This window comes from Streptomyces sp. NPDC006510 (assembly GCF_040611955.1).
Taxonomy (GTDB): domain Bacteria; phylum Actinomycetota; class Actinomycetes; order Streptomycetales; family Streptomycetaceae; genus Streptomyces.
This window is the reverse complement of the sequence record NZ_JBEXPH010000064.1, coordinates 16,478-43,138: the sequence shown is the minus strand read 5'-3', so window position 1 is coordinate 43,138 and position 26,661 is coordinate 16,478. Positions and strand designations below refer to the sequence as shown.

The following is a 26,661-nucleotide window of genomic DNA, read 5'->3' as shown; positions in this document are numbered from 1 at the left end:
GCCGACGCGGCGCTCTCGGCGTCGGCGGGCTTGCTGTCGGACACTGCGGCGTCGACGGCCGGTATGGCCGGCGCCGCCGCTTCAGCGGCTGCGCCCTGGGCCTCCGCCACCGGCGGACCGGCCGGGCGGGACGCTGCGCGGCGCCTGCGGCGCGGGGGCAGCTTGTCGCCGGGTGCGTTGTTCTCTTCGGCGTTCCCGGTCGTGCCGGGTTCGTTGGACTGGGGCATGCGGGCGGTTCTCCCGTCAGGCTCCCGGGCGCCGCGTCTGGTTCCGGTCCGGCACGGTCCGCGCGATGTACGCGGCTCCGCCGTCCGGGGCGCGGGCGCCGCACGGGAGCTCAATGTCTGGCTCGCCGGTTCCGTACGCGATGTGCGTACGGCCTGGCGAAAGTCTTATGGGTCATCGCGCGGCCCGAACCGGAAGGCTCCCGAGTCGAAGGCTGCGCTGCAACGACCGCCTTACGCGGAACCTGCACCTTCCGGCGCCGTCGCGACGGCGGTCCCGGTGGACGTGAGTGGAGCGGCCGGGGCTGCCTCGCGGTCGGGCGCGAGCGGGTCGGTCACCGTGCCGGACTCCTCGTCGAAGAGCCCCTGCGCCAGCCTGGTCACCGCTGCGGGGACCGGCGGCGCCAGGTCGGCCACAACGCGGAGACCGGACAGGACGTCGTCAGGTCGCACGGCGGGTGTCACGTGCCGAACAACCAGCCGCAGTATCGCACAGGGCCTGTCCTCGGGCCTATCAGCCTGTGGATCAAGGGCCTGCAGGTCGACCACGGCGGCGCGGGCGTCGAAGGTACGCATGCCGTTCTTCGCGCGGCGCTGGACCTCGACGGTCTCCGCCTTGTCGAAGGCGGCCACCGCCTCGGCCGCGTCCGCCACGGCGACACCGTCGAGACGCAGCTCCCAGACGGAGGCGGTCAGCCGGTCGGCGAGACCCGAGGTGCGGGCCTCCACGGCGTCGGTGATGTCGAGTCCGTCCGGCAGCGAGTCGTTGAGCAGCTCCCGCAGGACGGCCGGATCGCGGGCCTCGGTGAGGGCGATCTCCAGGAATTCGGCCTCACTGCCCGTGCCGGTCGGGGCGGCGTTGGCGTACGACACCTTGGGGTGCGGGGTGAAGCCGGCCGAGTACGCCATGGGCACCTCGGAGCGGCGCAGTGCCCGCTCGAAGGCACGCTGGAAGTCACGGTGACTGGTGAACCGGAGGCGGCCGCGCTTGGTGTAGCGCAGTCGGATGCGCTGCACTGCCGGTGCGGGCGGCGGGCCTTCGGGCTGTCGCTTGCCCAGTGGTTCTTCTCCTCGGTGCGGGGCGGACGCGGTGGGGCGCCGCCCTCGAAATGCGGGTGGCCCGGGGTGCCCGGTCCGGCTCACCCCCGCTCGGCGTTTCTCTCTCCGGGCGAGGAGATCTCTGGTTCGGGCGCCGCGCTGGGCACAGTCGTCAGTTGTTGCGTAGCACCCAGCCTACGCGCAAGGGGCCCCTTCGGTTCCCTTGGCTCGGGCACCCGCGGTCCGCCGACCAGGGACCGCCACGCGTCACGGCGTGCCTGCCGCACGGTCTCGCGCGCCGAGCGCAGCGCCGACCGGGCCGCGCGGCCCGCCTCGACGGCTCCCCTTTTGGCCGGGGCCCAGATCTGGTCGCGCAGGCAATGCCCCACCGGTGTGCAGACCGTGCGGTAGACCCAGGTCACCGGCGCGCCGACCAGATGCCGGGCCAGCCAGGCGACGGCCCGGCCGACGGCCTGCGAGATGTACCCCGCGACGCGCCAGGCGACACCGAAGGCGGCGGCGATCTCCTGGCCGACCGGTGCCAGGACCCGCCGGTACAGCCGGCGGAGCGGTGCCACCAGCAGGGTCGAGACCAACCACACCACCGCCGTCCACAGACCGGTGCCGACGGCCGCGATCCCGCGCGCCAGCCGGTCGATCAGCCAGGTGATGCCGTGGCCGAGCGGGGTGAGCACTTCCCGGTACGCCCAGCCCAGCGGCCGTACGACCAGGTGCTCGGCCAGCCAGGCGGCACCGAGCGCGAGGGGCACCAGGACGTACCGCCACAGGCCGGTCACCGGCCGGACGAGGAGAGCGGTGAGCACCCGGCCGACGGCCGTACGGATCCCGCGCCCGGCAGGTGCGAGCAGCGTCCGGTACACCCACCGCAGCCCGTGCCCGGCCGGGGTGAGCACCGACTCGTACAGCCACACCACTGGCACCACCAGCCCGTACCGCACCCCCGGCACCAGCACATACCGCCAGAGCGCGACCCACGGCCACACGAAGATCGCCGCGGCCAGCCGGAGCAGCGCGTGGCCGAGCGGGGTGAGCACCGACTCGTACAGCCAGTCGGCGGGGATCACCACCAGCGTCCCGAACAGCCAGGACAGGGCGCGGCCCAGCGGACGCAGGGTCCGGTCGAGGGCGCGGGCCGCCACCACCAGGGCGTCCCGGATGATCCGTACGGGCAGCACGACGACCAGCACCACGATCCGGACCGGGATCCGGATCAGCGTGGTCGGACAGCCCTCCCCGTCGTACCGCGCCGGGGGCTGGTGCTTGCCGTGGTCCATGCCGTACAGGACGCGAAGGCCCGGTCCGGAGTTTCCCGGACCGGGCCTTCGTCATCGAGCCGTCACCTGGCAAAACGGACTCGCGGGCGGCTACTTCACGACCGACAGCGGCAGCAGCTTCTTGCCGGTCGGGCCGATCTGGATGCTGGTGTCCATCTGCGGGCAGACACCGCAGTCGAAGCACGGGGTCCAGCGGCAGTCCTCGACCTCGGTCTCGTCGAGCGAGTCCTGCCAGTCCTCCCAGAGCCAGTCCTTGTCGAGACCGGAGTCCAGGTGGTCCCAGGGCAGGACCTCCTCGTAGGTCCGCTCGCGGGTGGTGTACCAGTCGACGTCCACGCCGTACTCGGGCAGCGTCTTCTCGGCGGCGGTCATCCAGCGGTCGTAGCTGAAGTGCTCGCGCCAGCCGTCGAAACGGCCGCCGGACTCGTAGACCGCGCGGATGACGGAGCCGACGCGCCGGTCACCGCGCGAGAGCAGGCCCTCGACGATGCCGGGCTTGCCGTCGTGGTAACGGAAGCCGATGGAGCGGCCGTACTTCTTGTCGCCGCGGATCTTGTCGCGGAGCTTGGTGAGCCGGGCGTCGGTCTCCTCGGCGCTCAGCTGCGGGGCCCACTGGAACGGGGTGTGCGGCTTGGGCACGAAGCCGCCGATGGAGACGGTGCAGCGGATGTCGTTCTGCCCGGAGACCTCGCGGCCCTTGGCGATCACATTGACCGCCATGTCGCCGATCTGGAGGACGTCCTCGTCGGTCTCGGTGGGCAGACCGCACATGAAGTACAGCTTCACCTGGCGCCAGCCGTTGCCGTACGCGGTGGCGACGGTACGGATGAGGTCCTCTTCCGAGACCATCTTGTTGATGACCTTGCGCATCCGCTCGGAGCCGCCCTCGGGGGCGAAGGTGAGACCGGAGCGGCGGCCGTTGCGGGTCAGCTCGTTGGCCAGGTCCACGTTGAACGCGTCGACGCGGGTGGACGGCAGCGAGAGGCCGATCTTGTCCTCGGTGTACCGGTCGGCGAGGCCCTTGGCGATCTCGCCGATCTCGGTGTGGTCCGCGGAGGAGAGCGAGAGCAGGCCGACCTCCTCGAAGCCGGTCGCCTTGAGGCCCTTCTCGACCATCTCGCCGATGCCGGTGATGCTTCGCTCCCGCACGGGGCGCGTGATCATGCCGGCCTGGCAGAAACGGCAGCCGCGGGTGCAGCCGCGGAAGATCTCGACGGACATCCGCTCGTGGACCGTCTCGGCGAGCGGCACGAGGGGCTGCTTCGGGTACGGCCACTCGTCCAGGTCCATCACGGTGTGCTTGGACACCCGCCACGGCACGCCCGACCTGTTGGGCACGACGCGGCCGATGCGCCCGTCCGGGAGGTACTCCACGTCATAGAAGCCCGGGACATAGACGCCACCGGTCTTCGCGAGGCGGAACAGCACCTCTTCGCGACCGCCGGGCCGTCCCTCGGCCTTCCAGGCGCGGATGATCTCGGTGATCTCCAGGACGGCCTGCTCGCCGTCGCCGATGACCGCGCAGTCGATGAACTCGGCGATCGGCTCGGGGTTGAACGCGGCGTGGCCGCCCGCCAGCACGATCGGGTCGTCGAGGGTGCGGTTCCTGGCCTCCAGCGGGATGCCCGCGAGATCCAGGGCGGCGAGCATGTTGGTGTAGCCGAGCTCGGTGGAGAAGCTCAGCCCGAAGACGTCGAACGCCTTGACCGGGCGGTGGCTGTCCACGGTGAACTGCGGGACCCGGTGCTCGCGCATCAGCTCTTCGAGGTCCGGCCACACGCTGTAGGTGCGCTCGGCGAGGACGCCCTGGCGCTCGTTGAGTACCTCGTAGAGGATCATGACGCCCTGGTTGGGGAGCCCGACCTCGTACGCGTCCGGGTACATCAGTGCCCAGCGGACGTCGCATTCGTCCCACGGCTTGACGGTGGAGTTCAGTTCACCGCCGACGTACTGGATGGGCTTCTGCACATGCGGGAGCAGAGCTTCGAGCTGTGGGAAGACCGAATCGACAGACATCGCGAACTTTCGAGAGCCGGCAAGGGTGACCATCAAGCGTACCCCGATGCTCAGCCTCCCAGCGCCGCCCGGAGATCCGCCCGCGATGCCTGCTCCCACACCTGGGGCAGCTCCCGTTCCCGGGCGGCGGCGGCCGCCTCCTCGTGCCCGTGGAGCAGTCCCCAGGTGAAGGCCGACTCCCCCGCCGCGTGCGCCTGGACGGCCAGGGTGCGCAGTGCCTCGCGGGCCACCACGCTGTCCTGGTGGTCGCCGAGGAGGGTCTGCACGGCCTTCATCCGTTTGGCGAACCGCTTGGCGGGCTTGCCGAGCGCGGGCCGGGCCGCCTCCGCCGCGTACCGGGCGCGCTTGGCGGCCTTGCGGGCATCGTGCATGGCCAGGTCCCGGTCGTGACCGGGCGGGAGGTCCAGGGCATGGCCGACCCGGGCCGCGAGGCGCCCGTACTCCTTCAGCACGGCGCGGGGCAGCGCCCGTCCGGGGGCGCTGGACGCGGCGGGCAGCAGGGGCGGGCCGGCGAGCAGGGCGTCGAGGCTCTCCAGGAGGGCCAGATACCGCTTCCCGTCGAGCACCGCGACGGTGTGGCGGCGGGAGCCGTTGCGCCGGGCCACCGACCAGATCCGCAGCCGCCCGCGGACCGGCCCGAGAATCAGGGTGCGGGGCAGTTCGGCGAGGCGGGCGCGCAGCCGGGCGTCGAGCACCTCCTGGTCGCGGTCGATGCCGAGCTCGGCGGCCAGCCATTTCAGCTCGTCGCCGACCGGGTCGCTGACCGAGCGGTCGAGGATCTTCCGGTACGTCCGCAGTGCGCTGCGCAGCCTGCGGGTGGCGACCCGCATCTGATGCACGGAGTCGGGGAGGTCGCGGCGCACGGCGGGGTCGAGGGCGACGATCGCCTCGGTCTGGTGCCGGATGTACGCGAGGACGTGATCGCCCGCCGTGGGCCGCCGGGCCTTGCCGGTGGGGCCCTTCCTCCGCTTCGGCGCGGTCTCGGCGAGCGCCCTGGCCAGCTTGGACGGGGCCGCGGACGGACGGACCCCGGCCTTGCGCAGCCGGCGCTCCACGGCGTCGAGGAAGGCGAGGTCGCCGCCGTCGGCGAGTTCGGCCTCGATCTCGGTCCAGGCGGCCGTGCCGCCGCCGTCCGTCAGCCGTTCGGCCCGCACCCGGTCGACGCTGACCTCGGCGAGCAGGGCGCCCTCGGCGTCGAGGAGGTGGTGGACGTCGCGGGCGGAGACCAGTCGGACGACGGGAACGAGTCCGCGGTCCCGGACCCGGGAGCGCAGCAGCCCCGCGAAGGAGCGCGGCAGGGTGTCGGAGAGGGGTTCTTGCAGCTCGTCCCGGATGCCGGAGGCGACCGGGAATTTCAGGTGCCAGCCGGCGTCGCTCCCGCCGGTGCGGCGGCGCAGGGTGAGCGAGTCCGCCGCGAGCCGGAGGTCCTCGGTGTCGTAGTAGACGGCGTCCAGCTCGCTGACGCCCAGGTGGGCGACGGCCGAGACCCCGGCCACCCGGCTCAGGTCCGGGAGCCGGGTTTCCGCGGTGGCTTCGTACTTCCGCTCGATCTCACGCTTCGAGTCCGCCATGAACCGAATCTAGACGTGTTGTGCGCGAATGGGCAGTGCTCCCGCACCGGCTCAGGCGCTTATCGGCCGTTGCACCCTGATCGACTGGAGCAGCCCGACGGCCACCCAGACGGCGAACATCGAGGATCCCCCGTACGAGACGAACGGCAGCGGAAGTCCGGCGACCGGCATGATGCCGAGCGTCATCCCGATGTTCTCGAAGGACTGGAAGGCGAACCAGGCGATGATTCCGGCGGCGACGATCGTGCCGTACAGCTCGGTCGTCTCGCGGGCGATCCGGCAGGCGCGCCACAGGACGACGCCGAGCAGGACGAGGATCAGGCCCGCACCGAGGAAGCCGAGCTCCTCGCCCGCGACGGTGAAGACGAAGTCGGTCTGCTGCTCGGGGACGAACTGGCCGGTGGTCTGGGTGCCGTGGAAGAGGCCGGTCCCGGAGAGGCCGCCGGAGCCGATCGCGATGCGGGCCTGGTTGGTGTTGTAGCCGACGCCCGCCGGGTCGAGCGCCGGGTTGGCGAAGGCGGCGAAGCGGGCGATCTGGTACTCGTCGAGCAGACCGAGCTGCCAGATCGCGATGGCGCCGGCCACGCCCGCGCCGAGCAGTCCGGCGATCCAGCGGTTCGACGCGCCGGAGGCGAGGAGCACGCCGAGCACGATGACGACCATGACCATCACGGAGCCGAGGTCGGGCATTCCCATGACGACGGCCATCGGGACGGCCGCCAGACCGAGGGCCTTGGCGACGGTCCAGTGGTCGGGATGGAGCTGGTCGCCCGCGTCGACGCGCTCGGCGAGCAGCATCGCCATGATCAGGATGATGGTGATCTTGGTGAACTCGGACGGCTGGAGCGAGAAGCCGCCGCCGATGATGATCCAGGCGTGGGCGCCGTTGACGGTGGCGCCGAGCGGGGTGAGCACCGCCAGCACGAGGAGCACCGAGAGGCCGTAGAGGATCGGGACGGCGCCGCGCAGGGTGCGGTGGCCGAGCCAGATCGTGCCGACCATCAGGGCGAAGCCGATGCCGGTGTTGAGGGCGTGCCGGAAGAGGAAGTAGTACGGGTCGCCGTGGGTGAGCGAGTCACGTCCCCGGGTCGCCGAGTAGACCAGCAGCGAGCCGATGAAGGAGAGCGCGATCGCGGACCCGAGCAGCGGCCAGTCGAGTTTGCGTACGAGGGAGTCGCGGGCGGTGAGTTTGCCCCAGGCGGAGCGCTCGGGGGCGTACCGCTGGACGGAGAAGCCGGCCATCAGTCGCGCCTCCCGAGGATCGCGGCGAGGGTCTGTTCCTCCGGGGTCTTCTGCGAGTCCGGGTTGTAGGGCTTGATCTCCGGGGCGTCGATCGAGCCGTCCTGCTGGATCTTCGGCAGCGACTTCTGCGGGGTGGGCAGCAGCGCCTTCTTCAGGTCCTGCTTGCCGGAGTCGTCGAGTCCGTAGAGGGCGTCGTAGATGTTGCGCACGGCGGGCCCGGACGCACCGGAGCCCGTACCGCCCTGGGAGATCGTCATGACGATCGAGTAGTCCTTGGTGTACGTGGCGAACCAGGAGGTCGTCTGCTTGCCGTAGACCTCGGCCGTACCCGTCTTGGCGTGCATCGGGATCTTGTCCTGCGGCCAGCCGCCGAATCGCCAGGCGGCCGAACCACGGGTCGCGACTCCCGCGAGGGCGCCGTCTATCTCGTCGCGGGTCTTGCGCGTGAAGGGCAGTTTGCCGTGCGACCTGGGCTTGATCTCCTGGACGCTCTTGCCGTCGCCGCTGACGATCGCCTTGCCGACGGTGGGGTCGTAGAGCGTGCCGCCGTTGGAGATCGCGGCGTAGATGGTGGCCATCTGGATCGGGGTGACGAGCGTGTCGCCCTGGCCGATCGAGTAGTTGACGGAGTCACCGGCGCGCATCTTGTCGCCTTCGAGGCAGTTCTCGTACGCGATCTGCTCGACGTACGAGCCGCCCTTCTTGCCCTGCTTGCACCAGGCGTCCTTGTTCGCCTTGTAGAAGTCCTGCTTCCACTTGCGGTCGGGCACCCGGCCGCTGACCTCGTTGGGGAGGTCGATGCCGGTCTCCTTGCCGAGGCCGAACTGGTGGGCGGTCTTGTAGAACCAGTCCTTGGGCTGCTTCTTGGGGTTCATGCCGCCGTCCTTCAGCCACTCCTTGTGCGCGATGCCGTAGTACACGGTGTCGCAGGAGACTTCGAGGGCCCGGCCGATGGTGATGGAGCCGTAGCCCTGCGACTCGAAGTTCTTGAAGGTCTGCCCGCCTACGTTGTACGAGCTGGGACAGGGGTAGTTGCCGTTGAAGGGGTAGCCGGCGTTGACCGCGGCGGTCGAGGAGATGACCTTGAAGATCGAGCCGGGGGCGGCCTGGCCCTGGATGGCCCGGTTCAGCAGCGGGAAGTTGGAGTTCTTGCCGGTGAGCTTGGCGTAGTCCTTGGCGGAGATGCCGCCGACCCAGGAGTTGGGGTCGTAGTTCGGCAGGGAGGCCATCGAGACGACGCGGCCGGTCTTGGCCTCCATGACGACGACGGCGCCGGAGTCGGCCTTGTAGTTCTCCCCGGTGTTCTTGTCGAAGGCCTGGCGGGCCGTCTTCATGGCCTCGTTGAGCTCGTACTCGGCGACGGCCTGGACCCGGGCGTCGATGGAGGTGACGACGCTGGAGCCGGGCTCCGCCTTGTCGTTCTTCGCCTCGCCGATGACCCGGCCGAGGTTGTCGACCTCGTAGCGGGTGACCCCGGCCTTGCCGCGCAGCTCCTTGTCGTAGGTGCGCTCCAGGCCGGAGCGGCCGACCTGGTCGGAGCGCAGGTACGGCGAGTCGGTGTCCTGGGCCTTGGTGATCTCCTCGTCGGTGACCGGCGAGAGGTAGCCGAGGACCTGGGCGGTGTTGGCCTTGCCGGGTGCTCCGTACCGGCGTACGGCGGTGGGCTCGGCGGTGATGCCGGGGAAGTCCTCGGCGCGTTCGCGGATCTGGAGGGCCTGCTGGGTGGTGGCCTCGTCGGTGACCGGGATCGGCTGGTACGGCGAGCCGTTCCAGCAGGGCTGCGGCGTCTTCGAGTCGCAGAGCCGGACCTTGTCGAGGACTTCCTTGGGCTTCATGTCGAGCACCCCGGCGAGCCGGGTCAGGACGCTCTTGCCGTCGTCCGCCATCTTCATCAGCTCGGTGCGGCTCGCGGAGACGACCAGCCGGGTCTCGTTGTCGGCGAGGGGCACGCCGCGCGCGTCGAGGATGGAGCCGCGGACGGCGGGCTGGACGACCTGCTGGACGTGGTTGTTCTTCGCCTCGTCGCTGTACTCCTGGCCGTTGCGGATCTGGAGGTACCAGAGGCGCCCGCCGAGGGTGAGCAGCAGGGAGAAGACGAGGACCTGGATGACGATGAGACGGATCTGGACCCGCTGGGTCCGGCCGGTCTCGGGGATGTTGGTCACGGGGCGCCCCCGGTGGTGGTCGGGCCGGAGGTACGCGAGGTGTCCTGCCTGCGGTGCGGCCTCACAGTCGCTTGACCCCCTTGATCCGTCCGGCGCGGGCCGCGCGGTTGCGGGCGGCCTTGACGCGCAGTCCGCCGCGCTGGCTGCCGATCCGCAGTCCGGTGCCGGAGGTGAGCCAGCCCGCGGACACGTCCCCGCCGCCGGAGGAGTCCGCGAGCGGGTCGTTCACCGTGCGTCTGGCGGCGGCCATGATCAGCGGTACGACGAAGGGGGCCAGCAGCAGGTCGTAGACGGCGGCGGTGAACAGCAGGCTGCCGAGGCCGACATGACGGGCCGCCGTGTCCCCGACGAGCGCGCCGACCAGCGCGTACAGCAGGGTCGATCCGATCGCCGCGGCGACGACCCCGATCATCGGGACCATCGCCGACTTCAGCTGGCCGTTCTCCGGCTTCGCCAGCCCCGCGAGGTAGCCGATGACGCACAGGACCAGTGCGTAGCGTCCGGCGGCATGGTCGGCGGGCGGTGCCAGGTCGGCGAGGAGTCCCGCGCCGAAGCCGATGAGGGCACCGCTGACGTGCCCGTACACGAAGGCGAGGCCGAGCACGACAAGGAGCAGCAGGTCGGGCACGGCGCCGGGGAGCTGGAGGCGGGCGAGCACGGAGACCTGGATGACGAGGGCGAGGACGACCAGGACGACGGAGAGCAGAATCCGGTTCAGACGCATGGGAATCAGCTCTACCTCTGCTCGTTGACCGCGGTGCCGGCGTTCGGGCTCGGGCTTCCGCTCGGGTCCGGGCTCTCGTGGATGTTCCCGACCACGTTTCCTTCGGTGTCGACGATGTCGCCGTTGGGCGAGATCGTGACAGTGACGGTGGGGGTGGGCTTCGGCTTGGCGGGCTTGGCGGGCTGCTTCGGCAGGACCATGTCACGGGGGTCCTCGCGCGGGGCCTGGACCACGACGCCGACGATGTCGAGCTTGGTGAAGCCGACGTACGGGCGGACGTAGACGGTTCGGGTCAGGCCGCCGCCGGACGGGTCGACCCGGACGACCTCGCCGACCGGGACGCCGGGCACGAAGGGCTTGTCCTTGCTGGAGCCGAAGGTGACGAGCCGGTCGCCCTTCTTCACCTTGGCCTTGCCGTTGAGGAACTGGACGGACAGCGGCCGGGAGCCCTGGCCGGTGGCGAAGCCGAGTTCGTCGGTCTTCTCCATCCGGGTGCCGACGGTGAAGTCGGGGTCGCTGGCGAGGAGCACCGTGGAGGTGTCCGGGCCGACGGTGGTGACCCGGCCGACCAGACCGTCGCCGTTGATGACGGTCATGTCGCGCTTGATTCCGTCGTTGGAACCGGCGTCGATGGTGACCGTCCAGGAGAAGCCCTGGGCCGCTCCTATGGCGATGACCTCGGCGCCCTTGATGCCGTACTGTCCGGCGGCCGACTTCTTCAGCATCCGGTCGAGTTCACGGACCCTGCTGCGGTTGCGGTCGTCGCTGCCGAGCTTCGTCTTGAGCGCGGCGTTCTGCTGTTCCAGCTCGGCGATCCGGTTGTGCCGTGCACCGGAGTCGCGTACCGCCCCTATGGCGTTGCCCACCGGGTCGACGGCGGCCGCGACGCCGTTCTCCACCGGCCCGAAGGCCGCTGCGGCGGCCCGCCGGGCGCCGTCCACCGGCGACTCCTCGCCGCCGCGGATGTCCACCGTGATCAATGCGAATGCGATGGCGATCAGCAGCACCAGGAGCAGCCGGCTCTCTCGTGTGTCCCTCACGTGCGGCGGCCGTGCCTTCCTCGTCGGAATGTTCGTGCCTGTATATCAACGATCGGCCGTACGGAGCGGCAGGGTTCCGTACGGCGGACCGATGTGTTGTTCACCTGCGGGGCTGGGCGTCCAGCACCTGCTGGAGTGCCTCGAACTCCTCGACGCACTTGCCGGATCCGAGGGCCACCGAGTCCAGCGGGTCCTCCGCGATGTGGATCGGCATGCCGGTCTCGCGGCGCAGCCGCTCGTCCAGTCCGCGCAGCAGCGCGCCGCCGCCGGTGAGGACGATGCCGCGGTCCATGACGTCGCCGGAGAGCTCCGGCGGGCACTTGTCGAGCGTGGTCTTCACCGCGTCGACGATCGCGTTGACCGGTTCCTCGATGGCCTTGCGGACCTCGGCGGCCGAGACGACCACGGTCTTGGGCAGTCCGGAGACGAGGTCGCGGCCGCGGATCTCGGTGTGCTCGTCCTTGTCCATGTCGTACGCCGAACCGATCGTGATCTTGATCTGTTCGGCGGTGCGCTCGCCGAGGAGGAGCGAGTACTCCTTCTTGATGTGCTGGATGATCGCGTTGTCCAGCTCGTCACCGGCGACCCGGATCGACTGGGCAGTGACGATTCCGCCGAGCGAGATGACCGCGACCTCGGTGGTGCCGCCACCGATGTCGACGACCATGTTGCCGGTGGCCTCGTGGACCGGCAGCCCGGAGCCGATGGCCGCCGCCATGGGCTCCTCGATGATGTGCACCTGACGCGCACCGGCCTGCGTGGACGCCTCGATGACGGCGCGTCGCTCGACCCCGGTGATGCCGGAGGGCACACAGACGACGACCCGCGGGCGGGCCAGGTAGCGGCGCTTGTGGATCTTCAGGATGAAGTAGCGGAGCATCCGCTCGGTGATCTCGAAGTCGGCGATCACGCCGTCCTTCAGGGGCCGTACGGCAACGATGTTGCCCGGTGTACGCCCGATCATCTTCTTCGCCTCGGAGCCGACCGCCAGGATGCCGCCGGTGTTGGTGTTGATGGCCACGACGGACGGCTCGTTCAGAACGATGCCGCGCCCCCTGACGTACACCAGCGTGTTGGCAGTCCCGAGGTCGATAGCCATGTCACGGCCGATGAACGACATTGAGTTCCCCTTGTTCCCCATTGAGGATGCGTCGGGCCTTCCGAGAAAGCGATGTGGCTTGTTCTGGACGGCGAGATGAGCGCTGCGGGCGTGGAAGATTCCATCGTAGTGCCGTATTGACGGACACCGCGCGAGGGTCCTTCGCCATTGTGGGCGGAACGGGTGGCCGTTCCACTCATGGTGACGTTACGTCGGGGGGATGCGTTCCCGCGATCCCGGACCCTATGCCGAAGGGCGACCGAATTAATTCGGTCGCCCCAGGTCATGAGCGCTGTTCGGCTGATCGGCGGTCAGACGAGTCCGTGGAAGAAGAGCTTCAGTTCCCGCTCCGCGGACTCCTCGGAGTCCGAGGCGTGGATGAGGTTCTCCCGGGTGATCGTGCCGAAGTCGCCGCGGATGGAACCGGGCGCGGCGGCGATCGGGTCGGTGGGGCCGGCCAGCGTACGGATGCCCTCGATGACCCGCTCGCCCTCGGCGACCAGCGCCACGATCGGGCCGGACTGCATGAACTCGACGAGCGGCTCGTAGAACGGGCGGCCGACGTGCTCGGCGTAGTGCTGCTCCAGCGTGGCACGGTCGAGGGTGCGCAGCTCCAGCGCGGTGATCCGCCAGCCGGCCTTGCGCTCGATCCGCCCGACGATCTCACCGACCAGTCCGCGCCGGACAGCGTCGGGCTTGAGGAGAACGAGGGTGCGCTGGGTCATGGTGTGCGGCTCCTTGCAGGCATGCGGGTGCGGTGAACCGAGGCTACAGGGGTACGGGGACGGGCCGGCGGCCGGGTTTGGCCACCCGGTGCCGGATCAGCCACCGGCCGGCGCCTCGGCCGCTTCCTGCGCCGCCGCCCAGCGGGCCTTCGCCTCGTCGATCTTGCGGCCGTAGTGCACCGAGGCCCACCACAGGCCGGCGAAGACCACGCCGAGGATGAACATCATCGGGACGACGAAGCCGCTCAGCACCAGGGCGACCTGGAGCGCCCAGCCGAGCTGTATGCCGCCCGGACGGGTGATCAACCCGCAGAGCAGCACGGACAGCAGCATGCCGATGCCGCAGACCGTCCAGACCGTGGCACCGGTCAGGTCGTCGGACTTCATCGCGACGAGTCCGGCGAAGCCGATCACGAAGAACTCGCCGATCAGTGTGGATGCACAGAGCGTACGCATGCGGTCAGCGCCTTCCCAGAAGCAGCCGGGCCTCGCCGACCGTGATCACGGAACCGGTCACCAGAACACCGGCGCCCGCGTACTCGTCCTCTTCCTCGGCGAGGGTGATCGCCGCCTCCAGGGCGTCGTCCAGGCGCGGCTCCACCTGGACGCGGTCCTCGCCGAAGACCTCGACCGCGACGGCGGCCAGTTCGTCGACGTCCATCGCGCGGCCGCTGGAGTTCTGCGTGACGACGACCTCGGCGAAGATCGGCTCGAACGCTTCGAGGAGTCCCTTGACGTCCTTGTCGCCGCTGGTGCCGACGACACCGATCAGCCGGGAGAAGCCGAACGCCTCGGAGAGCCCGTCGGCGGTGGCGCGGGCGCCCGCCGGGTTGTGCGCCGCGTCCAGGACGACGGTGGGGCTGCTGCGGACGACTTCGAGGCGGCCCGGGGAGATCACCGAGGCGAAGGCCCGGCGGACCGTGTCGATGTCGAGCGAGCCGGGCCGCTCGGCGCCGATCCCGAAGAACGCCTCCACCGCGGAGAGCGCCACCGCGGCGTTGTGCGCCTGGTGGGCGCCGTACAGCGGGAGGAAGATCTCCTCGTACTCGCCGCCGAGGCCGCGCAGCGTCAGCAGCTGGCCGCCGACGGCGATCTCGCGGCCGACGACGCCGAACTCCATGCCCTCGCGGGCGACCGTGGCGTCGACCTCGACGGCCTTCTTCAGCATGACCTGCGCGGCGTCCACCGGCTGCTGGGCCAGGATGACCGTGGCGCCCTGCTTGATGATCCCGGCCTTCTCACCGGCGATCTCGGCGGGCGTGGTGCCGAGCCGGTCGGTGTGGTCCAGCGAGATCGGGGTGACGACGGCGACCGAGGCGTCGATGACGTTCGTCGCGTCCCAGCTGCCGCCCATGCCGACCTCGATGACCGCGACGTCGACCGGCGCGTCGGCGAAGGCCGCGTAGGCCATGCCCGTCAGCACCTCGAAGAAGGAGAGCCGGTACGGCTGCTGGGCGTCGACCATCTCCACGTACGGCTTGATGTCCTGGTACGCCTCGATGAACCGCTCGGGGTCGATCGGGGCGCCGTCCAGGCTGATCCGCTCGGTGATCGACTGGACGTGCGGCGAGGTGTAGCGGCCGGTACGCAGGTCGAAGGCGCCGAGCAGCGCCTCGATCATGCGGGCCGTGCTCGTCTTGCCGTTGGTCCCGGTGATGTGGATCGAGGGGTACGCGCGCTGCGGCTCGCCGAGCACGTCCATCAGCGCGGCGATGCGCGTGACGGAGGGCTCCAGCTTGGTCTCGCCCCAGCGTCCGGCGAGCTCCTGCTCCACGGCGCGCAGCGCCTTGTCCACCTCGGGGTCGGCGGGGCGGGCGGGGACCTCGTCGCCCTGCGGCGGTCCGGAGCGGGTGCGCAAGGTGCGGCTCCCGGCCTCGATCACCGCCAGGTCGGGATCGCGCTGGGTCTCTTCGTCGACGATCTCCGCGAAGGTCTCGTCGGAATCGGAGTCGTCGTGCCGGTCGGAAGGGCGGGGCTCACTCACGGGGCCAGTCTACGGATGGGCACGGACATCGCGCGCAGCGCCCGGGGACGGGCCCGGATGCCGGAGGAAAGACGGAGCCCCCGTGCCCCTGGTCGGTCAGGGGTACGAGGGCTCCGTGCTCGGGTGATCAGCTCTGCGGCAGGTTCGCCAGCTGACCGGAGATCCGCTCGATGTCGGCCTCGGCCTTGGCGAGCCGGCCGCGGATCTTGTCGACCACGTTGTCCGGGGCCTTGCCGAGGAACGCCTCGTTGGAGAGCTTGCCGGCCGCCTGGGCCTTCTCCTTCTCGGCGGCGCCCAGGTCCTTCGTCAGGCGCTTGCGCTCGGCCTCGACGTCGATGGTGCCGGAGAGGTCGAGGGCGACCGTGGCCCCCGCGACGGGCAGCGTCGCGGTGGCGTGGAAGCCCTCCTCGGCGGGCTGGAGCCGCAGCAGCTGGCGGATGGCCGCCTCGTGCGGGGCGAGCGGCGTGCCGGTCAGGGTGAGCTCGGCCGGGACCTTCTGGCCGGGCTGGAGGCCCTGGTCGGAGCGGAACCGGCGGACCTCGGTGACGACCTGCTGGACGAGCGCGATCTCCTGCTCGGCCGCGTCGTCGCGGAAGCCGGAGTCCTTCGGCCAGTCGGCGATGACGACGGACTCCCGGCCGGTGAGCGCCGTCCAGAGCGTCTCGGTGACGAACGGGACGACCGGGTGCAGCAGTCGCAGCATCACATCGAGGACCTCGCCGAGGACCCGGCCCGAGACCTCGGCCGGCCGGCCGCCCGCGAAGAACGTGGTCTTGGACAGCTCGACGTACCAGTCGAAGACCTCGTCCCAGGCGAAGTGCCGCAGCGCCTCGCTGAGCTTGGAGAACTGGAAGTCGTCGTAGTACGCGTCGACTTCGGCGACCGTCTTGCCCAGCCGGGACAGGATCCAGCGGTCGGTCACCGACATCTCGTCGGCGGACGGCAGTTCACCCTCGATCGTCGCGCCGTTCATCAGCGCGAAGCGGGTGGCGTTCCAGATCTTGTTGGCGAACTTGGCGGAGCCCTGGACCCACTCCTCGCCGATCGGGACGTCGACGCCGGGGTTGGCACCGCGCGCCAGGGTGAAGCGCAGCGCGTCGGAGCCGTACTTGTCCATCCAGTCCAGCGGGTTGACGACATTGCCGAAGGACTTCGACATCTTCTTGCCGTGCTCGTCGCGGACCATCCCGTGCAGGACGACGGTCTCGAACGGCGGGACGCCGTCGTTGACGTACAGGCCGAACATCATCATCCGGGCGACCCAGAAGAAGAGGATGTCGTAGCCGGTGACCAGGACCGAGTTCGGGTAGAACTTCGCGAGGCTGTCGGTCTGTTCGGGCCAGCCGAGCGTGGAGAACGGCCACAGGCCGGAGGAGAACCAGGTGTCCAGGACGTCGCTGTCCTGCGTCCAGCCCTCGCCGGTGGGGGCCTCGTCGTCCGGTCCGACGCAGACCATCTCGCCGTCGGGTCCGTGCCAGACGGGGATGCGGTGCCCCCACCACAGCTGACGGGAGATGCACCAGTCGTGGAGGTTGTCGACCCAGTCGAAGTACCGCTTCTCCATCTCCTGCGGGTGGATCTTGACCTTGCCGTCGCGGACGGCGTCACCGGCCGCCTTGGCGAGCGGGGCGACCTTGACCCACCACTGCATGGACAGCCGCGGCTCGACGGTGGTCTTGCAGCGCGAGCAGTGGCCGACGGAGTGGATGTACGGACGCTTCTCGGCGACGATCCGGCCCTCGGCGCGCAGCGCGCCGACGATGGCGGAGCGGGCCTCCAGCCGGTCCAGGCCCTCGAACGGACCGGGGACGGTGATGACCGCGCGCTCGTCCATGACCGTGAGGAACGGCAGGTCGTGGCGCGTACCGATCTCGAAGTCGTTCGGGTCGTGCGCGGGCGTGACCTTCACGGCGCCGGTGCCGAACTCCGGGTCGACGTGGTGGTCGGCGACGACGGGGATCGTGCGGTTGGTCAGCGGCAGCTTGATCTGCTTGCCGACGAGGTGCTTGTAGCGCTCGTCGTCGGGGTGGACGGCGACGGCGGTGTCACCGAGCATCGTCTCGGCGCGGGTCGTGGCGACAACGATGGTGTCGTCCCCGTCCCCGTACGTCATGGAGACGAGCTCGCCGTCGTCGTCCTGGTACTCGACCTCGATGTCCGAGATCGCGGTCAGACAGCGCGGGCACCAGTTGACGATGCGCTCGCGGCGATAGATGAGCTCCTCGTCGTACATCCGCTTGAAGATGGTCTGGACGGCTGTGGACAGGCCCTCGTCCATCGTGAAGCGCTCACGGGACCAGGCGACGCCCTCGCCGAGCCGGCGCATCTGGCCGGAGATCTGGCCGCCGGACTCGTTCTTCCACTTCCAGACGCGCTCGACGAAGCCCTCACGGCCCAGGTCCTGGCGGGACTTGCCCTCCTTGCCGAGCTCGCGCTCGACGACGTTCTGGGTGGCGATGCCGGCGTGGTCCATGCCGGGCTGGTAGAGCGCCTCGAAGCCCTGCATGCGCTTGCGGCGGACGAGGGCGTCGATCAGCGTGTGCTCGAAGGCGTGCCCGAGGTGCAGGCTGCCCGTGACGTTCGGCGGCGGGATGACGATGGAGTACGGCGGCTTCTCGCTGTTCTCGTCGGCTTCGAAGTAACCCCGTTCTACCCAGCGCTCATACAGCTTCCCCTCTACCTCGGCCGGTGCGTACTGGGTCGGCAGTTCGGGGTTGCTGGCTGGCGTCTGCTGAGTGTTCTCGGTCACGGGGGACAGTTTAGGGCCGTCACAGTCATGCACTGAAACCGGTTTGTTGAGTAACGGTGTGACGCCCAGTGCTCCATGCGGGCGGCCCTTCCGTCAGGATGTTCGGAACGCATAAGCATGACGAACAGGGGACACCGCAGATGAGCTACAACCAGCCGGGCCCGTACGGCGGCGAGCCGCCCCAGGGCCAGCCGGGCCCGTACGGCGGCCAGCCGCCCCAGGGCCAGCCCGGCCCGTACGGCCAGCAGCCGCAGGGCCAGCCCGGCCCGTACGGCCAGCAGCCGGGCCCGTACGGCGGTCAGCCCCCGCAGGGCCAGCCCGGGTACGGCTACCCCCAGCAGGCTCCCCAGGGTGCCCCGCAGCAGCAGCCCCAGCCCGGCTACGGCTACCCCCAGGCCCAGCAGCCCGGCCCCTACGGCCAGCAGCCGCCCACTCCCCCGTACGGCGGCCAGCAGGCCTACGGCACGATGCCGATGCCCCCGGCCGAGCCGAAGAAGAAGACCGGCCTGATCATCGGCGGCGTCGTCGTGGCGCTGGCGGTCATCGGGGGCGGGGTGTACTTCCTGACGTCGGGGGGTGCCAGCAACAGCGACGTGGCGGACTCCACCAAGGGGTACAAGCTGACGCCGGCCGCGACGCTGGACGGCTACAAGAAGGAAGCCGGCATGCCGTCGACATCGACGCCGGTGACGGGCGACGACAAGAAGGAAGCCGAAGCCATGGGGATCAATGACCCCCAGAAGGTGAGGGCCCAGTACTCGTCAGGTTCCGAAGACAACCCACTCACCGGCAAGGCCGTGACGCTTACGGGGATCTGGGGAGATGTCACCGACCCGGCGAAGGTCATCGACAGCTCCTTCACCAACGCCGAGGCGGACTTGGAGAAGGGCGAGAAGGGCATGGATGTCCAGCTCGTCGGCAGCGCCAAGGCCGTCACACCACCCGGGTTCAAGGGTGCGCTGATGAAGTGCCAGGACCTGAAGGTGATCAACAAGGAAGGCGACGGCACGGCGGAGAAGGGCCCGAAGGAGTTCCTGATTCCCGTCTGCGTCTGGGCGGATTACAGCACCGTCGGCGTCGTCAACGGAGTTGATGTGGCCCTCTCCATGGCCGGCAAGGGCATGTCCCAGGACGACGTGGCCGCCCTCACCGCCAAGCTCTACAACACGTCCCGCACCAAGATCTGATCGCACCGCAACACGGAAGGGGCGCCCGCCAGTTCACCTGGCCGGGCGCCCCTTCCGTCTCTGTCCGTCTGCCGCTACGCGGACTTCTCGTGCCGCCCGCCGTCACCCTTGCCGATCGTCCGCGGTTCGCGCGGGACCAGGGTCGGGTTGACGTTGTCGCGGACGACGTCGGCCGTGATGACGACGCGGGCCACGTCCTTGCGGGACGGCACCTCGTACATCACGGACTGGAGGACCTCCTCCATGATGGCCCGCAGGCCACGCGCGCCGGTGCCGCGCAGGATCGCCTGGTCGGCGATGGCCTCCAGGGCCGGGCGGTCGAAGTCCAGCTCGACGCCGTCGAGTTCGAAGAGCCGCTGGTACTGCTTCACCAGCGCGTTGCGCGGCTCGACGAGGATCTGCAGCAGCGCCTCGCGGTCCAGGTTGTGGACCGAGGTGAGGACGGGCAGCCGGCCGATGAACTCCGGGATCATCCCGAACTTCACCAGGTCCTCCGGCATGACCTCCTGGAACTGGTCGCTCGCCTCGATCTCCCGCTTCGAACGGATCGTCGCGCCGAAGCCGATGCCCTTGGCACCCGCCCGGGACTCGATGATCCGCTCCAGACCGGAGAAGGCGCCGCCCACGATGAACAGCACGTTCGTCGTGTCGATCTGGATGAACTCCTGGTGCGGGTGCTTCCGGCCGCCCTGCGGCGGTACGGAGGCGGTGGTGCCCTCCAGGATCTTCAGCAGGGCCTGCTGGACGCCCTCGCCGGAGACATCACGGGTGATCGACGGGTTCTCGCTCTTGCGGGCGACCTTGTCGATCTCGTCGATGTAGATGATCCCGGTCTCGGCCTTCTTGACGTCGTAGTCCGCGGCCTGGATCAGCTTCAGCAGAATGTTCTCGACGTCCTCGCCGACATAGCCGGCCTCCGTCAGCGCCGTCGCGTCGGCGATGGCGAACGGGACGTTGAGCATGCGGGCCAGCGTCTGCGCGAGCAGTGTCTTGCCGGAGCCCGTGGGGCCCAGCAGCAGGATGTTGGACTTGGCCAGCTCGATGGCGTCGTCCCGGCCCTGCGCGCCGCCGTTCTCACCCGCCTGGACCCGCTTGTAGTGGTTGTACACAGCGACCGAGAGGGCCTTCTTCGCGGGCTCCTGCCCGACGACGTACCCCTCGAGGAACTCGTAGATCTCGCGCGGCTTGGGGAGTTCCTCCCACCGCACCTCGGAGGTCTCGGCGAGCTCCTCCTCGATGATCTCGTTGCAGAGATCGATGCACTCGTCGCAGATGTACACACCGGGTCCCGCGATGAGCTTCTTCACCTGCTTCTGGCTCTTTCCGCAGAACGAGCACTTGAGCAGGTCGCCGCCATCACCGATGCGTGCCACGAGGTGCTTCCCCTTCGCCTGGGAGCAGCTTGGTTCAGCGGCTCCTGGTGCCTCTATCCGACGGTACCTTGCCTTGCCCCCTGTTCGGGCCCCCCTTGGCACGGTTCACACGGCCAAGACCGGGCGAACATGGCGTGCCAAGGGGTGAAGGCCGACGTCAGACGGCCGTGGCCGCCTGCTTGCGGGTCGACACGATCTGGTCGACAAGACCGTAGGCGAGGGCGTCCTCGGCGGTCAGGATCTTGTCGCGCTCGATGTCGTCGCGGATCTTGTCGATCGGCGTGGTGGAGTGCTTGGCCAGCATCTCCTCCAGCTGGGTGCGCATTCGCAGGATCTCGTTGGCCGCGATCTCCAGGTCGGAGAGCTGCTCACGGCCGGTCTGCGAGGACGGCTGGTGGATCAGCACACGGGCGTTGGGCAGCGCCATCCGCTTGCCGGGCGTGCCCGCGGCGAGCAGCACGGCCGCGGCGGAGGCCGCCTGGCCCATGCAGACCGTCTGGATGTCCGGCTTCACGAACTGCATCGTGTCGTAGATCGCGGTGAGCGCGGTGAACGAGCCGCCGGGGCTGTTGATGTAGATCGAGATGTCCCGGTCCGGGTCCATCGACTCCAGGCACAGCAGCTGCGCCATGACGTCGTTGGCGGAGGCGTCGTCGATCTGCACGCCGAGGAAGATCACGCGCTCCTCGAAGAGCTTCGCGTACGGGTCGTACTCACGCACGCCCTGCGAGGTGCGCTCCACGAAGCGCGGCACGATGTAGCGGTTGTCCACCTGCGGGCCGGTGTAGAGGCCGCTCGCGGAGGCGCCGGGGAAGTTGTTCATGTGGGTGTTCACCATCCTGGTGGCGTTCTGTGGCTGGGTGTCTCGGCGTACGAGAGGTGCGCGGGGCGATGGAGCCGGATCCGGTGGTACCGGATCAGGCGCCGGTGCCGCCGCCGCCCGGAACGCCCGATGCGATCGTGATGATCTCGTCGATGAGGCCGTACTCCTTGGCCTCCTCCGCGGTGTACCAGCGGTCGCGGTCGCCGTCACGGATGATCGTCTCGACGGTCTGGCCGGAGTGACGGGCGGTGATCTCCGCCATCCGCTGCTTGGTGCGCAGCAGGTACTGGGCCTGGATCTTGATGTCCGAGGCCGTACCGCCGATGCCGGCCGAACCCTGGTGCATGAGGATGTCGGTGTTCGGGAGCGCGAAGCGCTTGCCCGCGGTGCCGCCGGTGAGCAGGAACTGGCCCATCGAGGCCGCCATGCCCATACCGATGGTGACGACGTCGTTCGGGATGTACTGCATGGTGTCGTAGACCGCCATGCCGGCCGTCACCGAGCCGCCGGGGCTGTTGATGTAGAGGTAGATGTCCTTCTCGGGCTCCGCGGCGAGAAGAAGCAGCTGCGCGGTGATCTTGTTGGCGATCTCATCGTCGACCTGCTGACCGAGGAAGATGATGCGCTCGCCGAGCAGCCGGCTGTAGACCTGGTCACCGAGGCCTCCACCGAGGGAGGACGGCTCACCGGCGGCGTAAGGCATCAGATTCGTCACGTATCCACCTGCTCGTCTCTGACGGCTCCGGCCGTCTCAGCGTCTTCGTACCGGGTGGGCGGGGACTCCCCTGCCCTTCCTACTCATGGACCCTAACGCGCAGGTGGGACAACGCCATCCCGCTTCCGCAACTGTTCGCTCGGAGCGCAAGCTCCGCAGTCCGCACAAGGGTTGTGGGGCACCGTACGCCATACGGCGACGGGCTCCGGACGCAGCAAGCGTCCGGAGCCCGTCGTTCGGGTTCAGCGCGAGGCTCAGGCCTCGTTCTTCTCCTCGGCGGCCTCGGCGGCGGCGTCGGCGACGGCCTCGGTGGTGCCCTCGGCGGCCTCGACGGCCTCGATGGCCTCTTCCGCTACCTCTTCATCGTCTTCCAGCTCGACGACCTCACCGTTGGTGTCGACGACCTTGGCGGCCTCGACGACCACGGCCAGCGCCTTGCCGCGGGCGACCTCGCCGACGAGCATCGGCACCTGGCCGCCCTCGACGACGGCCTGGGCGAACTGGTCGGGGCTCATGCCGGAGGAAGCAGCGCGCCGCATGAGGTGCTCGGTGAGCTCCTCCTGGTTGACGTTCAGCTTCTCCTTGTTGACGATCTCGTCCAGGATGAACTGGGTCTTGATGCCCTTGATCGCCTGCTCGGAGGTCTCGGCGTCGAACTCCTCGACCGTCTTGCCCTGGATCTCCAGGTACTTGTCGAGGGTCAGACCCATCTGACCGAGCTGGTGGTGCTCCAGGTTGTGCTTGCGGGTCTGGATCTCGTCCGCGAGCAGCTTCTCCGGGATCGGGACCTCGGCGAGCTTGAGCAGCTCGTCCAGGACACGCTCCTGGGCCTGGGTGGCCTGGTCGTACTGCTTGGTGTTCTCGAGGCGCTTGCGGCTGTCCGCCTTCAGCTCGTCGAGGGTGTCGAACTCGCTCGCCATCTGGGCGAACTCGTCGTCCAGCTCGGGGAGCTCACGGGCGGCGACCGTGGCGACCTTGACGGTGACCTCGGCCTCCTTGCCCTCGGCGGAGCCGCCCTTCAGCTCGGAGGTGAAGGTGGCCTCGCCACCCGCCTCCAGGCCGGTGACGGCGGCGTCGATGCCGTCGAGGAGCTCGCCGGAACCGATGGTGTACGAGACACCCTCGGCCACGCCGTCCTCCAGGACCTCGCCGTCGACCTTGGCCTGCAGGTCGATCGTCACGACGTCGCCCTCGGCGGCGGCGCGCTCGACCGGGTTGGTGGAGGCGAAGCGCTCGCGGAGCTGCTCCACGGCCTTCTCGACGTCCTCGTCGGTGACCTCAAGGGCGTCGACGGTGACCTCGATGCCGGAGTAGTCCGGAATCTCGATCTCGGGGCGTACGTCAACCTCGGCGGTGAAGGCCAGCAGCTCGCCGTCCTTCAGCTCGGTGATGTCGACCTCGGGCTGACCGAGGACGTTGAGCTCACCCTCGTTGACGGCCTCGGTGTAGAACTTCGGGAGGGCGTCGTTGACGGCCTCCTCCAGCACCGCACCGCGGCCGAAGCGCTGGTCGATGACCCGGGCAGGGATCTTGCCCTTGCGGAAGCCCTTCACCGTGACCTGCTGGTTGATCTTCTTGTACGCCGCGTCGAGGCTGTCCTTGAGCTCCTCGAAGGGCACCTCGACAGTGAGCCGAACCCGGGTCGGGTTCAGGGTCTCCACGGCGCTCTTCACGGTTCGGTCTCCTTGTGGCTGACTTCTTGGGGTTCTGCTCCGCCGCACGGGAGGCGGCTTCGCGGACCGAGCCCGGTACATCAGACACACGGGCACGCATTTTGCATAGTAACGGCAAGGAGTCGGACTCCCACAATGCGATCCTGCCCGTGGTCTGCGATCTTGCGGGTGGTCCCTCGTCCTGCTTGCGATGGTCCCTGGATCTTGCCGTTGGTCGGGGTGGCCGGATTCGAACCGACGACCTTCCGCTCCCAAAGCGGACGCGCTACCAAGCTGCGCCACACCCCGTCGGTGCGACACGTAGGGTACATGCAGTCAGGCAGTGCGTCGGCCGCTTTGCGCGGGCGGCACCGAACGCGACACCAGGTGGCCGCAATCGGGTGTGCGGGCAGCGCCCACGACCCGCTACGATGCTTCACGTGCCGCCGGTCCCCGGACCTGCGGTGCGGCTTTGCGGGCGTAGCTCAATGGTAGAGCCCTAGTCTTCCAAACTAGCTACGCGGGTTCGATTCCCGTCGCCCGCTCCATGCTTGGGCCCGGTCCGGCGAATTCCTCGCCGGACCGGGCCTTTCGCGTTCCGTATGTGTTCTGCGCGCGTCGCCGGCCCGTCGCCCGTGCCGGAGCGCGGGCGGCGGACCGGCACGGGTCAGAAGGAGATCTGGTTGATGGTCTCCGCTATCGAGTTCATGAACCTGTTGATCGACGGCGCCATGCCGGTCGATGCCAGGAAGAAGCCGAAGAGCACCGCGACGATCGCCGGCCCGGCTTTGATCGAGCCGCCCCGGATCAGGACCACCAGGATGATCGCCAACATCAGCACCACAGACAGTGAAATGGCCACGACTGATCACACCCTTGGTCGGTCCGCCTTGCCGGCCCGGAGATGTGCGGCCGAGCACTCCTCCGTCCCGTCCATCGTGCCACCAACTCCCCTGTGGTCGCTGCCAGGTGACGGATCGAAGTGACGGGATCGCGCCATCCTTGCGCCCCGCGTGCGCCCGGGGGCGCATGGCCGCACGAGGGGTCGCACAGGGCTCTGCCCATGCCCCGCCGAGGCTCCGCCCGTGTCCCGCAATCCTGTGCGCGAGCCATGAATCAAACATTCGAAATGGCTTGCGAATGTGACGGTTTCCATATCCACACACTTCATTCACACGCAATTCCAAGGTTCGGATGCGATGAAATTCACACCCCCAACAGCCTTCCGATATGCCCCATTTAAGGTGGATTAATCGGTGCATAGCGGGCGGTTGTCGGTGGTTTCACTTTCGATTGGACGGGAACACGCGATATCCCCGAGCGGTTTTACGAATTGCAATCGGGGCGTCTAAGGTGCGTGAGATGTTCCACGCTCCGAACGTATTTCAGAGGGCCCCGCTCCCATCGGCGACCCGGGAGTCGGAGCCCAGACACCGAGGGACGACGACCGCCACAGCGGCACCTCCCGCACCAGTGGCGAACAAGCCTCCGACGGCCGCACCGGCGAAGCGGCGCGACGCCTACTTCGACAACGTCAAATATCTGGCCATCGTGCTCGTCGCGGTGGCGCACTCGTGGGAACCGGTGATGGACGGCAGCCGGACCGCCCGAGCGCTGTACATGGTGGCGTACACCTTCCACATGCCGGCGTTCATCATCATCTCCGGCTACTTCTCCCGCTCCTTCGACATGTCCGCCGCCAAGGTGAAGCGCCTGGTCACTGGTGTCGCCGTGCCCTATGTGCTGTTCGAGACGGCGTACTCCCTGTTCAGGGGGTACGCGGACGACTCGGCCGACCGGTCGATCAGCCTGCTCGACCCCTGGTACCTCACCTGGTTCCTGATCGCGCTGTTCATCTGGCGGATCACCACGCCGCTGTGGCAGACGCTGCGCCATCCGCTGCCGGTCGCACTCGTCATCGCCGTGCTCGCCTCCTTCTCCCCGACGATCGGCGACGATCTCGATCTCCAGCGTGTTCTGCAGTTCCTGCCGTTCTTCGTGCTGGGGCTCCGGCTGAAGCCCGAGCACTTCCGACTGGTGCGCCGGCGCGAGGTGCGGATGCTCGCGCTGCCGCTGTTCGCCGGGGCCGTGCTGTTCGCGTACTGGGCGGCGCCGCGGATGCAGCTGGGCTGGTTCTACCGCAGCAACAGCGCACAGGAGATGGGCGCCCCGTGGTGGTCCGGTGCCGTGATGACCCTGCTGATGTTCGGCTGCGCGCTGCTGCTCACGATCGGGTTCCTGTCCTGGGTGCCGGGCCGCCGCATGTGGTTCACGGTGCTCGGCGCCGGGACGATCTGCGGCTATCTGCTGCACGGCTTCCTGATCAAGGGAGCCGGATACGCCGGGGTGTTCGACATCTACGACTGGCTCTCGGCGCCCGTCGGCCTGGTCCTCGTATCGCTGGTCGCGGCCGCCGCGGTGACGCTGATGTGCACGCCGCCGGTACGGCGGGCGCTGCGCCCGGTGACGGAGCCGGACATGAACTGGGCGTTCCGGCGGGACTCGGCCGGGCTGTAGAGCCTCTCGTTCGGATCAGTCCTTCGCCGTGTTGGCTTGATCCGATTGCTCGGTGGGCGATTCGCCCGGAGTGAGCCCCAGCAGCCCTCGTACCAGCGCATACTTCTCGGTCAGCCGGGTACGGGTCGCCGGTTCCAGCACGGCGAGGCGGGCCGGGTCCGCGTTGTGGGCCAGGTCGGACTCCTTGATCAGCAGGGCGCCCGGAGTGTCCAGGATGCGCCGGGTGTACGAACGGAGGTCCTCGCCGTCACGTTTGGTGACGGCGAGGACCATGTCCTTCACCTGCTGCGGCAGCGCGGCGTCGGCCAGCCACCGGGCCGACAGCGCATCGTCCTCGACCGCGTCGTGCAGCCAGGCCGCGGCGATCTGTTCCTCGCTGCCGCCCCGGACCCGTACACCCTCGGCGACGGCGGCGAGATGTTCGGTGTACGGGCGTCCCGCCTTGTCCCGCTGCTCGGCGTGGGCCTCGCGGGCGATCGCCTCGACTTCGGCCAGGGTCAGGTGTGCGTGCGGCTCGGTCAT

General features: G+C 69.1%; 22 protein-coding genes and 2 tRNA genes. 3 read left to right on the top strand and 21 right to left on the bottom strand.

The window, feature by feature from the left end:
* The 14 genes from ABZY11_RS20545 to ABZY11_RS20480 all read right to left on the bottom strand — a co-directional run.
* Positions 1–227, bottom strand: a 227-nt coding sequence (locus tag ABZY11_RS20545; protein WP_356480497.1) for a hypothetical protein, incomplete at its 3' end; no start/stop codon positions are given.
* 231 nt (positions 228–458) lie between these two features.
* The gene (locus ABZY11_RS20540) at positions 459–1,241 is read right to left on the bottom strand and encodes a TIGR03936 family radical SAM-associated protein (RefSeq protein ID WP_356480496.1); all 783 of its coding nucleotides are present in this window, start codon (positions 1,239–1,241) and stop codon (positions 459–461) included.
* A gap of 122 nt (positions 1,242–1,363) precedes the next feature.
* Positions 1,364–2,557: a hypothetical protein gene (locus ABZY11_RS20535; protein WP_356480495.1), complete on the bottom strand. Its 1,194-nt coding sequence runs from the start codon at positions 2,555–2,557 to the stop codon at positions 1,364–1,366.
* Positions 2,558–2,647: 90 nt separating this feature from the next.
* Entirely contained in the window at positions 2,648–4,573 is a 1,926-nt protein-coding gene (locus ABZY11_RS20530) for a TIGR03960 family B12-binding radical SAM protein (protein ID WP_356480494.1), read from the bottom strand.
* A 50-nt stretch (positions 4,574–4,623) separates the two neighbouring features.
* Complete coding sequence (locus ABZY11_RS20525) at positions 4,624–6,144, bottom strand: CYTH and CHAD domain-containing protein (RefSeq protein WP_356480493.1); 1,521 nt, start codon at positions 6,142–6,144, stop codon at positions 4,624–4,626.
* A gap of 51 nt (positions 6,145–6,195) precedes the next feature.
* Positions 6,196–7,386 carry a rod shape-determining protein RodA gene (rodA, locus tag ABZY11_RS20520; protein ID WP_356480492.1) on the bottom strand — a complete coding sequence of 397 codons (1,191 nt, stop codon included), beginning with the start codon at positions 7,384–7,386 and terminating at the stop codon, positions 6,196–6,198.
* Positions 7,386–9,551, bottom strand: a complete 2,166-nt coding sequence (gene mrdA / locus ABZY11_RS20515) for a penicillin-binding protein 2 (protein WP_356480491.1) — start codon at positions 9,549–9,551, stop codon at positions 7,386–7,388. Before mrdA ends, rodA begins: the two co-directional genes overlap by 1 nt.
* Positions 9,552–9,612: 61 nt before the next feature.
* Positions 9,613–10,275 (bottom strand): rod shape-determining protein MreD, encoded by a 663-nt coding sequence (gene mreD / locus ABZY11_RS20510; protein ID WP_356480490.1) that lies wholly within the window; start codon positions 10,273–10,275, stop codon positions 9,613–9,615.
* Between the two features lie 11 nt (positions 10,276–10,286).
* Positions 10,287–11,315: a rod shape-determining protein MreC gene (gene mreC / locus ABZY11_RS20505; protein ID WP_356480489.1), complete on the bottom strand. Its 1,029-nt coding sequence runs from the start codon at positions 11,313–11,315 to the stop codon at positions 10,287–10,289.
* A gap of 100 nt (positions 11,316–11,415) precedes the next feature.
* Positions 11,416–12,435: a rod shape-determining protein gene (locus ABZY11_RS20500; protein WP_037698738.1), complete on the bottom strand. Its 1,020-nt coding sequence runs from the start codon at positions 12,433–12,435 to the stop codon at positions 11,416–11,418.
* A gap of 290 nt (positions 12,436–12,725) precedes the next feature.
* The gene (gene ndk / locus ABZY11_RS20495; protein WP_356480488.1) at positions 12,726–13,139 is read right to left on the bottom strand and encodes a nucleoside-diphosphate kinase; all 414 of its coding nucleotides are present in this window, start codon (positions 13,137–13,139) and stop codon (positions 12,726–12,728) included.
* Positions 13,140–13,235: 96 nt separating this feature from the next.
* The gene (locus ABZY11_RS20490; protein ID WP_356480487.1) at positions 13,236–13,595 is read right to left on the bottom strand and encodes a DUF4233 domain-containing protein; all 360 of its coding nucleotides are present in this window, start codon (positions 13,593–13,595) and stop codon (positions 13,236–13,238) included.
* Between the two features lie 4 nt (positions 13,596–13,599).
* Positions 13,600–15,123 (bottom strand): folylpolyglutamate synthase/dihydrofolate synthase family protein, encoded by a 1,524-nt coding sequence (locus tag ABZY11_RS20485; RefSeq protein WP_356480486.1) that lies wholly within the window; start codon positions 15,121–15,123, stop codon positions 13,600–13,602.
* A gap of 127 nt (positions 15,124–15,250) precedes the next feature.
* Positions 15,251–17,872, bottom strand: a complete 2,622-nt coding sequence (locus ABZY11_RS20480) for a valine--tRNA ligase (RefSeq protein WP_356480485.1) — start codon at positions 17,870–17,872, stop codon at positions 15,251–15,253.
* A gap of 140 nt (positions 17,873–18,012) precedes the next feature.
* Here ABZY11_RS20480 and ABZY11_RS20475 point away from each other — a divergent pair, with 140 nt between their 5' ends.
* Positions 18,013–19,059, top strand: a complete 1,047-nt coding sequence (locus ABZY11_RS20475; RefSeq protein WP_356480484.1) for a hypothetical protein — start codon at positions 18,013–18,015, stop codon at positions 19,057–19,059.
* A 74-nt stretch (positions 19,060–19,133) separates the two neighbouring features.
* On the opposite strand, the gene clpX is transcribed toward ABZY11_RS20475, so the two are convergent.
* The 5 genes from clpX to ABZY11_RS20450 form a co-directional block, all read right to left on the bottom strand.
* Positions 19,134–20,432, bottom strand: coding sequence for an ATP-dependent Clp protease ATP-binding subunit ClpX (gene clpX, locus ABZY11_RS20470; RefSeq protein WP_189541480.1), 1,299 nt, complete (start codon positions 20,430–20,432; stop codon positions 19,134–19,136).
* 157 nt (positions 20,433–20,589) lie between these two features.
* Positions 20,590–21,270 (bottom strand): ATP-dependent Clp protease proteolytic subunit, encoded by a 681-nt coding sequence (locus ABZY11_RS20465; protein ID WP_093898221.1) that lies wholly within the window; start codon positions 21,268–21,270, stop codon positions 20,590–20,592.
* A gap of 79 nt (positions 21,271–21,349) precedes the next feature.
* Positions 21,350–21,958 (bottom strand): ATP-dependent Clp protease proteolytic subunit, encoded by a 609-nt coding sequence (locus tag ABZY11_RS20460; protein WP_356480498.1) that lies wholly within the window; start codon positions 21,956–21,958, stop codon positions 21,350–21,352.
* Between the two features lie 266 nt (positions 21,959–22,224).
* Complete coding sequence (gene tig / locus ABZY11_RS20455; protein ID WP_356480483.1) at positions 22,225–23,643, bottom strand: trigger factor; 1,419 nt, start codon at positions 23,641–23,643, stop codon at positions 22,225–22,227.
* A 211-nt stretch (positions 23,644–23,854) separates the two neighbouring features.
* A tRNA-Pro gene (locus ABZY11_RS20450) sits at positions 23,855–23,931 on the bottom strand.
* Positions 23,932–24,096: 165 nt separating this feature from the next.
* Here ABZY11_RS20450 and ABZY11_RS20445 point away from each other — a divergent pair.
* A tRNA-Gly gene (locus tag ABZY11_RS20445) sits at positions 24,097–24,170 on the top strand.
* Positions 24,171–24,289: 119 nt separating this feature from the next.
* Here ABZY11_RS20445 and ABZY11_RS20440 read toward each other — a convergent pair.
* Positions 24,290–24,484 (bottom strand): hypothetical protein, encoded by a 195-nt coding sequence (locus ABZY11_RS20440; RefSeq protein ID WP_266419258.1) that lies wholly within the window; start codon positions 24,482–24,484, stop codon positions 24,290–24,292.
* 500 nt (positions 24,485–24,984) lie between these two features.
* Here ABZY11_RS20440 and ABZY11_RS20435 point away from each other — a divergent pair, with 500 nt between their 5' ends.
* Positions 24,985–26,139 carry an acyltransferase family protein gene (locus ABZY11_RS20435; RefSeq protein ID WP_356480482.1) on the top strand — a complete coding sequence of 385 codons (1,155 nt, stop codon included), beginning with the start codon at positions 24,985–24,987 and terminating at the stop codon, positions 26,137–26,139.
* Positions 26,140–26,154: 15 nt separating this feature from the next.
* On the opposite strand, the gene ABZY11_RS20430 is transcribed toward ABZY11_RS20435, so the two are convergent.
* Entirely contained in the window at positions 26,155–26,661 is a 507-nt protein-coding gene (locus ABZY11_RS20430) for an HD domain-containing protein (protein ID WP_356480481.1), read from the bottom strand.